Origin of the sequence: Geopsychrobacter electrodiphilus DSM 16401 (genome assembly GCF_000384395.1) — a bacterium.
GTDB classification, from domain to species: Bacteria; Desulfobacterota; Desulfuromonadia; order Desulfuromonadales; family Geopsychrobacteraceae; genus Geopsychrobacter; species Geopsychrobacter electrodiphilus.
This window is the reverse complement of sequence record NZ_ARWE01000001.1, coordinates 2,676,871-2,689,486: the sequence shown is the minus strand read 5'-3', so window position 1 is coordinate 2,689,486 and position 12,616 is coordinate 2,676,871. Positions and strand designations below refer to the sequence as shown.

12 protein-coding genes are annotated in these 12,616 nt (G+C 56.8%); all 12 read left to right on the top strand.

All coding sequences use genetic code 11. The features are described 5' to 3' along the window. Positions 1 to 12: 12 nt before the first annotated feature. The 12 genes from D888_RS0112860 to trpA all read left to right on the top strand — a co-directional run bounded on the left by D888_RS0112860 (position 13) and on the right by trpA (position 12,597). Positions 13 to 876, top strand: coding sequence for an MYG1 family protein (locus tag D888_RS0112860; RefSeq protein ID WP_020676965.1), 864 nt, complete (start codon positions 13 to 15; stop codon positions 874 to 876). Positions 877 to 1,123: 247 nt separating this feature from the next. Then, the gene (locus D888_RS0112855) at positions 1,124 to 2,353 is read left to right on the top strand and encodes a DEAD/DEAH box helicase (RefSeq protein WP_211215669.1); all 1,230 of its coding nucleotides are present in this window, start codon (positions 1,124 to 1,126) and stop codon (positions 2,351 to 2,353) included. Positions 2,354 to 2,630: 277 nt separating this feature from the next. Further along, complete coding sequence (trpE, locus tag D888_RS0112850; RefSeq protein WP_020676963.1) at positions 2,631 to 4,112, top strand: anthranilate synthase component I; 1,482 nt, start codon at positions 2,631 to 2,633, stop codon at positions 4,110 to 4,112. Between the two features lie 4 nt (positions 4,113 to 4,116). Continuing rightward, positions 4,117 to 4,698: an anthranilate synthase component II gene (locus D888_RS0112845; protein ID WP_020676962.1), complete on the top strand. Its 582-nt coding sequence runs from the start codon at positions 4,117 to 4,119 to the stop codon at positions 4,696 to 4,698. Next, positions 4,695 to 5,744: an anthranilate phosphoribosyltransferase gene (trpD, locus tag D888_RS0112840; protein WP_020676961.1), complete on the top strand. Its 1,050-nt coding sequence runs from the start codon at positions 4,695 to 4,697 to the stop codon at positions 5,742 to 5,744. Before D888_RS0112845 ends, trpD begins: the two co-directional genes overlap by 4 nt. Further along, on the top strand, positions 5,741 to 6,526 hold the full coding sequence (trpC, locus tag D888_RS0112835; RefSeq protein WP_020676960.1) for an indole-3-glycerol phosphate synthase TrpC: 786 nt from the start codon (positions 5,741 to 5,743) through the stop codon (positions 6,524 to 6,526). The genes trpD and trpC overlap by 4 nt, the downstream gene beginning before the upstream one ends. 76 nt (positions 6,527 to 6,602) lie before the next feature. Then, positions 6,603 to 7,958 (top strand): TrpB-like pyridoxal phosphate-dependent enzyme, encoded by a 1,356-nt coding sequence (locus tag D888_RS0112830; RefSeq protein ID WP_020676959.1) that lies wholly within the window; start codon positions 6,603 to 6,605, stop codon positions 7,956 to 7,958. Positions 7,959 to 7,965: 7 nt separating this feature from the next. Then, positions 7,966 to 8,583 (top strand): phosphoribosylanthranilate isomerase, encoded by a 618-nt coding sequence (locus D888_RS0112825; RefSeq protein WP_020676958.1) that lies wholly within the window; start codon positions 7,966 to 7,968, stop codon positions 8,581 to 8,583. Next, positions 8,580 to 9,776, top strand: coding sequence for a tryptophan synthase subunit beta (trpB, locus tag D888_RS0112820; RefSeq protein ID WP_020676957.1), 1,197 nt, complete (start codon positions 8,580 to 8,582; stop codon positions 9,774 to 9,776). Before D888_RS0112825 ends, trpB begins: the two co-directional genes overlap by 4 nt. Before the next feature lie 93 nt (positions 9,777 to 9,869). After that, positions 9,870 to 11,138, top strand: a complete 1,269-nt coding sequence (locus D888_RS0112815; RefSeq protein ID WP_020676956.1) for a DEAD/DEAH box helicase — start codon at positions 9,870 to 9,872, stop codon at positions 11,136 to 11,138. A gap of 46 nt (positions 11,139 to 11,184) precedes the next feature. After that, positions 11,185 to 11,709, top strand: coding sequence for an SRPBCC family protein (locus tag D888_RS0112810; protein ID WP_020676955.1), 525 nt, complete (start codon positions 11,185 to 11,187; stop codon positions 11,707 to 11,709). 84 nt (positions 11,710 to 11,793) lie between these two features. Further along, positions 11,794 to 12,597 carry a tryptophan synthase subunit alpha gene (trpA, locus tag D888_RS0112805; RefSeq protein WP_020676954.1) on the top strand — a complete coding sequence of 268 codons (804 nt, stop codon included), beginning with the start codon at positions 11,794 to 11,796 and terminating at the stop codon, positions 12,595 to 12,597. Positions 12,598 to 12,616: the final 19 nt, after the last annotated feature.

Genomic DNA, 12,616 nt, shown 5'->3' with positions numbered 1-12,616 from the left:
AAGTTTTATTTCATGTATAAAATCATTGCACACCCGGGAAGCGCGCATAAAGATGACTTCATGTCGGTCAGCGTGCTGTTGGCGATCCTTGGTGACGCCAAGGTTTTTCGGCGTGAGCCGACCAGTGAAGAGTTGGCCGATCCTGACACCTACGTGGTGGATGTCGGGATGGAATATACCCCGGACCGGAACAACTTCGACCATCATCAGGACCCCTCGCTCCCCTGCGCTTTTCATCTGGTCATGCAGCATCTCGGTCATCATGATGCCGCCATGTCGATGTTTGTCTGGTACCCGCACATGAGCATGATGGATGTCCGCGGACCTTACCAGACGGCCGAGCATCTGGGCATCGACTCCAGCGTGCTCTTTGCCTCGTCCTCGCCCATCGATGGCTATATTCTGTCGCGTTTTTCCAGGCACGATAGCTTGGAGAAAAATGATCTGCTCTATGAGTTCATGAAGGCGCTGGGCCAGGATATGTTGGCCCTGATCGAACGCAAGATGAAGCGCCTTGCGCGACTAAAGCTCGAGGCGCAGGTTGTTCAGATCGGACATCTCAAGGCGATTACCAGCAGTATCGACAAATCCCCCAAACTGGCGATGGAACTCTATCTGCGTCATCTCAATGATGACGCTATCGTTATGAGCATAACCCCTTCGGTGCGCGGAGCTGGCTGGGAGTTGCTGCGGCTGGGGGACAACCGGGTGGTCGACTTTCTGAAGATCAAGGATTATCCCGAGGTCAGCTTTGTTCATGCCAACGGATTTTTGGCCAAAACCGAATTCAGGCTGCCCCTTGAAGAGGTCATACAGCTGGCCTCGCACGCTGTAGCAGATTTCGGCGCTGTTGACGATACAGGCACAGATCTATGATGGAACATGCCTGACCGATTTTGGTTATCCCACCATCAACGTCTTTAGGCTCCACCAATCTTGCTGGACACTTTAATTAATCCCTCTTTTGCAGAGTTCTGTCCCGTTGCTGGCAAACGGTCAGATGTTCGCGTCATCAGATACTGACACAGCGATAGCCACAGCGGTTCGACAGGAATTTGGTCAGGCATGGGACGTATAGCGGAAGGCTACAGCTGATTCGAAACTCTCCCCAGGACATAATAGATTGAATACCAATCCTCCAATGACATTCTCTGCGCTTGGACTCCTGTCGCCGATCCTTCGTGTGATTGAGGAGGTCGGATATGTTACGCCGACAGCCATCCAACAGCAGTCGATTCCCGCGATCCTTGAAGGTCAAGATCTCATGGCAACGGCTCAAACTGGTACCGGCAAGACTGCAAGTTTTGTGCTGCCGCTGTTACAGCGTCTTGGCCCGGGACAAAGAGTCAAAGCTAACCATATCCGCGCCCTGATTCTTACCCCGACGCGCGAACTGGCGCAGCAGCTGGCGGAAGCGGTTAGGCTCTTTCGGCGCTACCTGCCGCTGAAATCAGGCGTGGTCTTTGGCGGGGTCAAGATCAATCCGCAGATGATGCGGCTGCGTGGCGGGACTGATGTGTTGATCGCGACACCGGGGCGGCTGCTCGATCTGTACCGGCAGAACGCCGTCAGGTTCACTCAGTTGGAAATCCTGGTGCTCGATGAAGCAGACCGGATGCTGGACCTGGGGTTCAGGGACGATATCCTTAAACTTATCGCTCTGCTGCCGAACCGGCGTCAAACCCTGCTCTTTTCAGCGACCAGCTCACTCGAGGTTCAGTCGCTGGTTGATGGCCTACTTAAATGTCCAGTTCAGATCGAAATCAACCCGCCCAATATGGCCGCGACCAGCGTGCGACAGTACCTCTACCAGGTCGACAAAGAGCAGAAGCCGGCTCTGCTTGTTCATCTGATCCGGAGCAGGGGCTGGACGCAGGTGCTGGTTTTTGTCCGCAGCCGGGAACGGGCAGACAGTCTGGTCACCCAGTTGGTTCGGGCCGGCATCTCTGCGGCTCCTATTCATGGGGACAAGAGCCAGGCCGTTCGCAGTCGCAATCTCGCCGAGTTTAAGGCCAACAGGGTTGCCGTCCTGGTCGCGACCGATGTCGCAGCGCGCGGGATTGACGTTTTGGAGCTGCCTCTGGTGGTTAATTTCGACCTGCCGAAGGTGGCGGAAGACTATATCCATCGCATCGGGCGGACCGGGCGTGCCGGGTTAGAGGGCGAGGGAGTCTCGCTGGTCAGCGCCGATGAAGTCAAAATTCTCTCGCGCATTGAAACACTGCTGGGGCAGACGCTGGAGCGCAAACAGGAGTCGGGCTTCATCCCCACCCATAAGGTCCCCTTGACGCGCCAGCTGGCTGCGCGCCCGAAAAAACCGAAGAAGTCGAAGCAGATAACAGCGGGAGATTAAATTTCTGGGTATCGAAGGTTATTAAGACTGCCGCTGCGTGAGGTCCTCTGCGTTTAATATTTATCTAGGTCATTGAAATTGATATCTCTGAATTTAAAATGCCTGATGGCGGGTTGACCGGTCTTTCTCGAAGATTTCAGGTGGGGACGCAAGGTGCCGAGGCTTGTTCGTTGATTGTTTATCTTAGAGTTTCCTGTCTGGGAAAGTCCCGCAAATTCTTGACTTTTCGCGGTCTTAAGTGGTAGAAATTTCTATTTTTGCCCGTGACAGGTCCAACATGTATTACCCTTCCCGACAAGAATTCCTGGCTCTGGCGCAACAGGGCAACCTGATTCCGGTCTATCGCGAAATTCTCGCCGATATGGAGACTCCGGTTTCCGCCTTCCGTAAAATTGATGATGGTCAGACCTCGTTTCTGCTCGAATCAATCGAGGGGGGTGAGAAGTGGGCGCGCTACTCCTTTTTGGGGAGTGGCCCGGCGCGGATCTTTCGCTGCCGCGATCGCTATTTTGAAGTTGTCAATGGCGACCAGCTTGAACAGAGCGGTGAGTCGGATGATCCTCTTGCCGAGCTCCAGCAATTACTCGAGGCCTATCGTCCGGTGGAGATCGCGGGGCTGCCTCGCTTCTTCGGCGGCGCAGTTGGTTATCTCGGTTACGACATGGTGCGTTTTGTTGAGGAACTGCCCGACAAGAATTCGCGCGACAGCGATAACTGGGACGCCTGCTTTCTGCTCACCGAAGGGTTGCTGATCTTCGACAACATGCGCCAGAAGATCAAGGTCGTGTGCAACGTCCTGCTCGCGGACCAGGAAGATCCGCAGGCTGCTTATCAGCGTGGTGTCGAGCGGATCGAAGCTTTGATCGAGCAGCTGCGTCAACCGCTGCCGCATCGGATAGCGCCACAGCATGAGGCCCCCGAGCAGGTGTTGACCCCCAATTTTACCCCGGCCGGTTTTCGCCAGGCGGTCGAGGACTGCAAGGAGTATATCCGCTCCGGCGATATCTTCCAGGTCGTCCTCTCGCAGCGTTTCGAAGGAAAACTGCAGGCCGACCCTTTTGATATCTACCGCGCGCTGCGGACGATCAACCCCTCGCCTTATATGTACTTTCTGCGCTTCGGCGAGAATCTGGTGGTCGGCGCTTCGCCCGAGGTGCTGGTGCGTAAAGAGGGGGAGCAGGTCGAGGTCCGGCCGATTGCCGGGACCCGCCCGCGGGGGGAGACCCCGGAAGAGGACCGTCGCCTCGAGGCCGAGCTGCTGGCCGACCCCAAGGAGCGTGCCGAGCACATTATGCTCATCGACCTGGGGCGCAATGACGTCGGTCGGGTTGCGCGGGGCGGCAGCGTTGAGGTCAGCGAGCTGATGGTTATCGAGCGCTATTCCCACGTGATGCACATTGTCTCCAACGTGCGCGGTCAGTTGCGCGAGGGGCTTGACGCCTTCGATGTCTTTCGGGCCGCCTTCCCGGCCGGGACCCTCTCCGGGTCACCGAAGATCCGGGCGATGGAGATTATCGACCAGTTCGAGCCGCACAGGCGCGGAGTTTACGGCGGCGCCGTCGGTTACTTTTCATTCAGTGGCAATATGGATCTGGCCATCGCGATCCGCACCCTGATGGTTGAAAAGGGGCGCATCCTGCTGCAGGCCGGGGCGGGCATCGTCGCTGACAGCGATCCCGAAATGGAATATCAGGAGACTCTCAACAAGGCTCGTGGCGTGAAACGCGCCATTGAAATGGCTAATAAAGGTCTGGACTAGCGCCATGCTGCTGATGATCGATAATTACGACAGCTTCACCTACAATCTGGTTCAGTATTTTATGGAGTTGGGGGAAGAGGTTCTGGTGGTGCGCAACGACAAGCTGGATATTGCCGATATCGAACGGCTGGCGCCGCAGCATCTGGTGATCTCTCCAGGGCCCTGCACCCCGAACGAAGCCGGCATCTCGGTGCCGGCGATTCAGCACTTTGCCGGTAAAATACCACTCCTCGGCATCTGTCTCGGCCACCAGTCGATCACCGCGGCCTTCGGCGGTAAGGTGGTGCGCGCCGATCGACTGATGCACGGTAAAACGAGTATGATAGAACATGACGGCAGGGGCATTTTTAGCGGGGTCGATAACCCGTTTATTGCCACCCGCTATCATTCGCTGATCGCCGAACGCACCAGTCTGCCCGCGTGTCTCAGGGTGACGGCCTGGACCGACGATGAGGTGATTATGGCGCTGGAACATCGTGCCCTGCCGATCTGGGGGGTACAGTTTCATCCCGAATCGATCTTGACGACATCTGGCATGCAGCTACTGGCCAACTTTTTGAAACTCAGTGCGGAGGCCACACCATGATCAAACAGGCTATCAGCAAGGTTGTTGACCGGCAGGATCTCACCGAGGGGGAGATGATCGAGGTGATGAACCAGATCATGGGCGGCGAGGCGACCCCGGCGCAGATCGGCGCGTTTATTACCGCGCTGCGCATGAAGGGGGAGACCGTCGCTGAAATCACCGGTGCCGCGCGGGTTATGCGTGAGCATGCCACCCCGATCCGGGTCGGACATGTGGTCGATATCGACCGCGAGGAGATAAACGTCGATCGGGAAACTATTATCGACACCTGCGGCACCGGCGGCAGCGGCACCAAGACCTTCAATGTTTCAACCACGGTCGCCCTGGCGGTTGCCGCCTGTGGGGCCAAGGTCGCCAAGCATGGCAATCGCAGTATCTCGTCGACCTGCGGCAGCGCGGATGTGCTCGAAAAACTCGGGGTCAACCTCGATGTGACTTCGGATACGGTTGCACAATGTATCGAAGAGATCGGGATCGGGTTTCTCTTTGCGCCGGCCTTGCACTCGGCGATGAAGCATGCCATCGGCCCGCGGCGTGAAATCGGCATCCGCACCATTTTTAACGTGCTCGGTCCTTTGACCAACCCGGCCGGTGCCAATCGTCAGGTGCTGGGGGTCTTCAGTGCCGAACTCGTCGAGCCCCTGGCCAAAGTTCTGGCCCAACTCGGCTGCAAACGCGGCTTTGTGGTCCACGGCGATGACGGTATGGACGAGATCACTCTGACCGGGCCTTCCAAGGTTGCGGTGATTTCCGGCGGGATGGTCGAACTGGAGACCATTGAGCCCGAGCAGTTCGGACTGAAACGTTGTCGTCTCGACGATCTGCAGGGCGGGGATGCCGAGTCTAATGCGGCGATCGTACGTGCCATCCTGGCTGGCGAAAAGGGCCCGAAGCGGGATATCGTCGTGTTGAACGGCGGCTATGCCCTGGTGGCTGCGGGGTTGGCCGAATCGATCCCTGATGGGATGGATCAGATTGCGTCGGTCCTCGATGCCGGGCTGGCCCTGGCGAAGCTTGAGGCGCTGATCAGGATGACGAATCAATGATTCTGGATAAGATTGTCGCCGTTAAAAAAGCGGAGGTGGCTGCCGCCAAGGTGGCGATGTCCCTCGCCGAGCTCAGCATGCGGGTCGGGGATGTTGAAGATGTGCCTCGCGGTTTTGCCCGCGCTCTGCGGATGGCCAGTAGCTCAGGCTGGACCGCGCTGATTACCGAAGTAAAAAAGGGTTCCCCTTCCAAAGGAATCATTCGCGCTGATTTTGATCCGCTCGAAATCGCCGAAAGTTACCAGACTCACGGTGCGACCTGTCTGTCGGTCCTGACTGACGAGCAGTTCTTTTATGGCCACCTGCGTTATCTGGGGTTGATCCGCGAACAGGTCTCGTTGCCGCTACTGCGCAAGGATTTTATCTGCGATTCTTATCAGATTGTCGAAGCGCGGGTCCATGGCGCCGATGCGGTGTTGCTGATTGCGGCAATGCTCTCGGTCGGTCAGTTGCAGGAATTCAGCGGGGTGGCCGCTGAGCTGGGACTGGACGTCCTTCTTGAAGTGCATAACGAAGAGGAACTCGAGGCGGCGCTGCAAACAGATTGTGAACTGATCGGCGTCAATAACCGTAACCTCAAAACCTTCGTCACCGATCTGGGGACCACCGCACGTCTGGCCAAGCTGATCCCTGCGGAGCGTCTGATTGTCGCTGAAAGCGGCATCAACACTCGCCGCGACATCGAAACCCTGCAACAGGCTGGCGCCAGGGCGTTTCTGATCGGTGAAAGCCTGATGCGCGAAGCGGACATCGGCGCAAAGATGCAGGAACTACTCGGGTAGCTACAAGAATCGAAATCCGAGAAATGGGGCAACCCGATTTCAATCCATATATGAACTGACCTGGAGGTAATGAGCGATGCAGACCAAATTTATTCTGCCTGAAGATCGTCTTCCCAAGCAGTGGTACAATGTGATTCCTGATATGCCCGGGCAGATGGCGCCGGTGGTTCACCCCGGGACCGGACAACCAGTATCGCCCGATGACCTGGCGCCCCTCTTCCCCATGGCGCTGATCGAACAGGAGATGTCGAACCAGCGCTGGATCGATATCCCTGCGCCAGTCCTCGAGATTTTACGCCTCTGGCGTCCTTCGCCGCTGTACCGTGCCCACGCTCTGGAAAAGGCCTTGGGGACCACGGCCAAGATCTATTACAAGTACGAAGGGGTTTCTCCGGCGGGGAGCCACAAGCCGAACACTGCTGTGCCGCAGGCCTACTATAATAAAAAGGAAGGGATCAAGCGGATCGCCAGTGAGACCGGAGCAGGACAGTGGGGCTCTTCGATAGCGCTCGCCTGCCAGAAATTTGGTCTCGAATGTACCGTCTATATGGTCAAGATCAGTTATGCGCAGAAGCCGTACCGTAAAAGCATGATGCAGCTCTGGGGCGCCAACGTCATCCCTTCGCCGTCCAACCTGACAAACTCCGGGCGTGGTATCCTTGCAGCTGATCCCGACAGTAATGGTTCGCTCGGCATCGCGATCAGCGAAGCCGTTGAAGATGCGGCGACCCATGCCGATACGCATTATGCCCTGGGCAGCGTGCTCAATCATGTCTGCCTGCACCAGACCGTGATCGGGCTGGAGGCCAAAGAGCAGATGGCGATGGCAGGAGATTATCCTGACGTGGTCATCGGCTGTCACGGTGGCGGCTCCAATTTTGCCGGTCTCGCCTTCCCCTTTGTGGCGGATAAGGCTGCTGGTAAGCAGGTGCGTCTGGTGGCAGCGGAGCCGATCTCCTGTCCGACCCTGACCAAGGGGGTCTATGCCTTCGATTACGGGGACACCGCCAAGATGGCGCCGATCTCTAAGATGTACACCCTGGGGCACGACTTTATGCCACCTGGCATCCATGCCGGTGGTCTGCGTTATCACGGGGCCTCTCCTCTGGTCTCGCAACTGCTGCATGAAGGGATCATCGAGGCCCGCTCCGTTGGCCAGGTCGGTTGCTTCGATGCGGCCGTGCTGTTTGCGCGCACCGAGGGGATTATCCCGGCGCCCGAATCGTCTCACGCCATCCGCGCCGCCATCGACGAGGCGCTACTGGCCAAAGAAGAGGGGCAGAATAAAACAATTCTTTTCAATCTCTCCGGCCACGGGCATGTCGACATGGCCTCTTACGACGCCTTCTTTGCCGGTCAGCTGGAAGATTTTGAGTATCCGAGCGAGGCGATTACCGAATCGCTCAAGCATCTGCCGAAGGTTGCTTTCTAGGGTGCTTATGCAGTATACGCGGGTAAAAATCTGCGGCATCACCTCTGTGGAGGACGCGCTGGCTGCAGTGGCCGCCGGCGCGGATGCCTTGGGCTTTGTCTTCTATGACAAGAGCCCGCGTGCGGTTACGGCGGCCCAGGCCGCAGTCATTATCAGGGCACTGCCGCCGTTTATTTCAACCGTCGGTCTGTTTGTGAATGAAACTCGGGTGGTGATCGAGCAGACCGTTTCAGCCTGCGGTCTCGACCTGATCCAGCTGCATGGCGATGAAACCCCGCAAGACTGCCTGTTCCCCGGACGCCGGGTGATCAAGGCGTTGCGCGTCAGGGATGCTGGGAGTTTGGCGGCAGCAGCAGACTATGAGGTCTCTGGGCTATTGCTCGATGCTTGGTCCGATCAGCTTTATGGTGGTAGTGGTGAATCTTTCGATTGGCAGTTGCTGCAGGATTTCGCCGACCAGCATCCGGTAATCCTGGCTGGCGGGCTGAATCCGCAGAATGTGGCGGAGGCGATCCGCCAGGTACGTCCCTTTGCGGTCGATGTCTCCAGCGGTGTTGAGTCTGCGCCGGGGAGAAAAGATCATGCAGAAATGGCGGAATTTATCCGCCAGGTGAGGAATATATGACATATCAACAACCCGATGCGCGTGGGCATTATGGGGATTTCGGCGGGCGTTACGTTGCCGAGACCCTGATGCCTTCACTGCTTGAACTTGAGCAGGCCTATAGCGAGGCGCGTCAGGACCCGGAATTTACCGCCGAGTTTGAATATTACCTGCGGCAATATGTCGGGCGGCCCAGCCCGCTTTACCATGCGCGGCGTTTGAGCAGTGAACTGGGTGGCGCTCAGGTTTATCTGAAGCGCGAGGATCTCAACCATACCGGCGCACACAAGGTCAATAATACTGTCGGTCAGATCCTGCTTGCCCGGCGTATGGGGAAAAACAAGGTGATCGCCGAGACCGGTGCCGGGCAGCATGGCGTGGCGACTGCCACTGTTGCGGCGCTGTTCGGCATGGAGTGTGATGTCTTCATGGGGACCGAGGACATCCGTCGCCAGTCGTTGAATGTTTTTCGCATGAAACTGCTCGGAGCGCGGGTGCATGAAGTGACCAGCGGCACAGCTACTCTGAAAGATGCGATGAACGATGCCCTGCGCTACTGGGTCACCAACGTGCGCGACACATTTTACGTTATCGGGACTGTGGCTGGCCCCCATCCTTATCCCGAGATGGTGCGTGATTTTCAATCGGTCATCGGTGTTGAAGCGCGTGAGCAGATTCTGGAGGCGGCTGGTCGCTTGCCCGATGTGGCGCTGGCTTGCATCGGTGGCGGCTCCAATGCCATGGGGCTCTTTTACCCCTTTATCAATGATACTGCTGTACGTCTGATCGGGGTCGAAGCAGCTGGACTTGGAGTTGATACCGATAAGCATGCTGCATCGATCACTGCCGGCGCTAAAGGCGTGCTGCACGGCAACAAGACTTATCTGTTGCAAAATGCCGATGGTCAGATCGACCACGCCCATTCCATATCGGCCGGCCTTGATTATCCCGGGGTCGGACCCGAACATGCTCATTTAAATGATATCGGGCGTGCCGAGTATGTATCGATTACCGATCAGGAGGCGCTCGATGCTTTTCAGAGGCTGACCCGGGTCGAGGGAATTATCCCGGCACTTGAGAGTGCCCACGCGATAGCGCACACCCTGAAATTGGCGCCGACCATGACGCCCGATCAAATAATCGTCGTCTGCCTCTCCGGTCGCGGGGACAAAGATATTCATACCGTTGCTGAAGCGCTGAACGCTTCACTTTGATAGCCTGGCTATCCATTGGTTTTTTAGTTCGTTTCTCTTTAAGAAAGGAAGATGAGTCAGGCGGGGAGACCCGCGGGCTCAGCTAACGTTTGCATGGAATTTACCCGATTTAATTTGCCCGACCAGGTTCTCAAAGGGATCGCTGAGGCCGGCTTTACAAAACTGACCCCGGTTCAGGAAGAATCAATCCCGCTGGCGATCAGCGGTAAGGATGTCGCGGCTCAGGCCCAGACTGGCACCGGCAAAACCGCGGCCTTTCTGATTTCAATTTTTACCCGCCTGCTGGCGAGCAAAACCGAGACCACTGTTAATCCCCGCGCGCTGATCATGGCCCCGACCCGTGAACTGGTGGTCCAGATCTGCAGCGATGCGGAACAGCTCGGAGCCCATACGGGTCTGCGGGTGCAGGCGATTTTCGGCGGAATGGACTACGACAAGCAGCGCCAGGCGCTGACCGACGGGGTCGATATTATTGTTGCTACTCCGGGGCGCTTGATTGACTACTTCAAGCAGAAGGTCTTTTCCATGCATCGGGTTGAGATGCTGGTGATTGATGAAGCCGACCGCATGTTCGATATGGGTTTCATCAAGGATTTGCGTTACATCCTGCGTCAGTTGCCTCCCTTTGAAAAGCGTCAGACCATGCTTTTTTCGGCGACCCTTTCACCCCAGGTGATGGAGCTGGCCTACGAGTTCATGAATATCGCCGCGAAGGTTTCGATCGCGCCGAAACAGGTCGGAGCCGAAAATATAGAGCAGATCCTCTACCACGTTTCACGCCGGGAAAAATTCGCCCTGCTTAACGGTCTGATCAAGCGTGAAGAGAATATCGAACGAATGCTGCTCTTCATCAATACCAAAATCGAAGGGGAACGTCTTAATGATCTGCTCGAGGCCAACGGGTTTGCGTCGGCCGTGCTTTCGGGGGATGTTCCACAGAAGAAGCGGATGCGGATTCTCGATCAGTTCAAGGCCGGCGAGGTGATCTTCCTGGTCGCGACCGATGTCGCGTCGCGCGGGATTCACGTGGATAACGTCACCCACGTCGTCAATTATGATCTGCCCCAAGACCGTGAGGATTATGTCCACCGCATCGGGCGTACCGCCAGGGCGGGTGCCAGCGGCAAGGCGATCAGCTTCGCGGATGAAGAGACCGTGTACCAGTTGCCGGAAATTGAGGATTATCTCGGCAGGCAGATTCCGAGCACCATGCCTCTTGATGAAGACTTCTGCTTCGAATACAAACGGGTAGCGCGCAGAAAGCGGCCCCCGATGCCGGTACGCAAGGCCGAGGGCTCGACTCGTTCACGCCGCCCGGCCGGCCGACGTCCAGGGTCCAAACCCGGGCCCAGGAAAGGCTGAACTCACCCATGTGGCTGGCCGCATCCGGGGCAGGGGTTGATGACCGATGCTGAAAAAAATTATCGTGCTTGCGGGCCTGCTCGTCATCGCCCTTGTTTTGCTCCTTCTGACCACGCAACAAAGCTCTTTCTCGGTTGAGAGCCACAGGGACTATCAGGTATCGCAAGCTGGTCTCTGGCAGGTTCTGGCTGAGGTGAGGCAATGGCCTCGCTGGTGGCCTGGCGCAGAGAAAGCCGAGCTTGCAGGGAGCTTTTCAACGGGGAATGCAATGCATCTTGATCTCAAGGGCATGTCGGCAGAAACCCCGGTGATCTTGACGCGGGTCGACAGACCCAGAATCCTGATCTGGGAGCGAAGCGGCGTCTTGATGAGTCGGGCGGGTACCCGTTTTGATCTTGAGCCAATTGAGGGGGGATGCCGACTTAGAATCGAAAATTTTATTCGTGGCCCACAGGCTATGCTCGCTCATATAACTGGAGAAGAGGCCTTTCTTAAATACCAGTCGAAATTGCTTGAAAACCTTGATCTTTATCTGCAGTCAAGGCCGATCTCGGGTGGAGAAAAGGATTGAAACCCGGCGTCCGCTTCGATTAGACTGCCGGGTGCCCTTGTCAGCCCTCGGTTTGGAGGGTGGCGGTTGATGTCAGGAAACTCAATGAATCGCATTACACAGGTTTTTGCTCAACTTAAACAGGCCGACCGTCCCGGGTTGATCCCGTTTATTACCGCTGGTGATCCTGATCTTGCAACCAGTCTGGTGCTGGTGCGCACCCTTGTTGCTGCCGGTGCGGATGTGATTGAGCTCGGCTTTCCGTTTTCTGATCCCATGGCCGACGGTCCCACGATTCAAGCGGCATCGGAACGCGCTCTTGCCGCCGGAACCAGTCTTGCAGGTGTTTTGAGCCTGGTTGCGGAAGTGCGTCGGGAGTCACAGGTGCCGATCGTACTCATGGGGTATTTCAATCCGGTCTATCGCTACGGTGTTGAACGTTTTGCGGTCGATGCTGCTGCTGCCGGGGTCGACGGCCTGTTGCTGGTTGATCTGCCGCCGGAAGAGGCCGATGAGGTTCTCCCGGCACTCAAGCTGCACGGTATCGATATAATTACCCTGCTGGCGCCGACCACTCCGCCCGAGCGAATGAAGCGTCTTGCCGAACTGGGTAGCGGGTACCTCTATTATGTTTCCATGACCGGGGTGACTGGCTCTAAAAAGCTCGATCCCGAAGAGATTCGTCAGGCCGTCACTGAGGTCCGGAAATTGAGCCCGATTCCAGTGGGTGTCGGTTTTGGCATTACTACCGCTGAAGATGCTGCGATAGTCGGCAGTTATGCAGATGCCGTGGTGGTAGGGAGTGCTCTGGTTAAAGTAATAGCCGATCACGCACATCAACCTGATCTGCAACAGCAGGTGCATCGTTTTATTACTGACCTACGGCAGGGGCTTGAAAACTGTCGCTGATCGATTTATTGGAGGGTTG

Coding starts and splice junctions, on each gene's coding strand:
- D888_RS0112860 (WP_020676965.1), top strand. CDS start 13: ATGTATAAAATCATTGCACACCCGGGAAGCGCGCATAAAGATGACTTC.
- trpE (WP_020676963.1), top strand. CDS start 2,631: ATGTATTACCCTTCCCGACAAGAATTCCTGGCTCTGGCGCAACAGGGC.
- D888_RS0112845 (WP_020676962.1), top strand. CDS start 4,117: ATGCTGCTGATGATCGATAATTACGACAGCTTCACCTACAATCTGGTT.
- trpD (WP_020676961.1), top strand. CDS start 4,695: ATGATCAAACAGGCTATCAGCAAGGTTGTTGACCGGCAGGATCTCACC.
- trpC (WP_020676960.1), top strand. CDS start 5,741: ATGATTCTGGATAAGATTGTCGCCGTTAAAAAAGCGGAGGTGGCTGCC.
- D888_RS0112830 (WP_020676959.1), top strand. CDS start 6,603: ATGCAGACCAAATTTATTCTGCCTGAAGATCGTCTTCCCAAGCAGTGG.
- D888_RS0112825 (WP_020676958.1), top strand. CDS start 7,966: ATGCAGTATACGCGGGTAAAAATCTGCGGCATCACCTCTGTGGAGGAC.
- trpB (WP_020676957.1), top strand. CDS start 8,580: ATGACATATCAACAACCCGATGCGCGTGGGCATTATGGGGATTTCGGC.
- D888_RS0112815 (WP_020676956.1), top strand. CDS start 9,870: ATGGAATTTACCCGATTTAATTTGCCCGACCAGGTTCTCAAAGGGATC.
- D888_RS0112810 (WP_020676955.1), top strand. CDS start 11,185: ATGCTGAAAAAAATTATCGTGCTTGCGGGCCTGCTCGTCATCGCCCTT.
- trpA (WP_020676954.1), top strand. CDS start 11,794: ATGAATCGCATTACACAGGTTTTTGCTCAACTTAAACAGGCCGACCGT.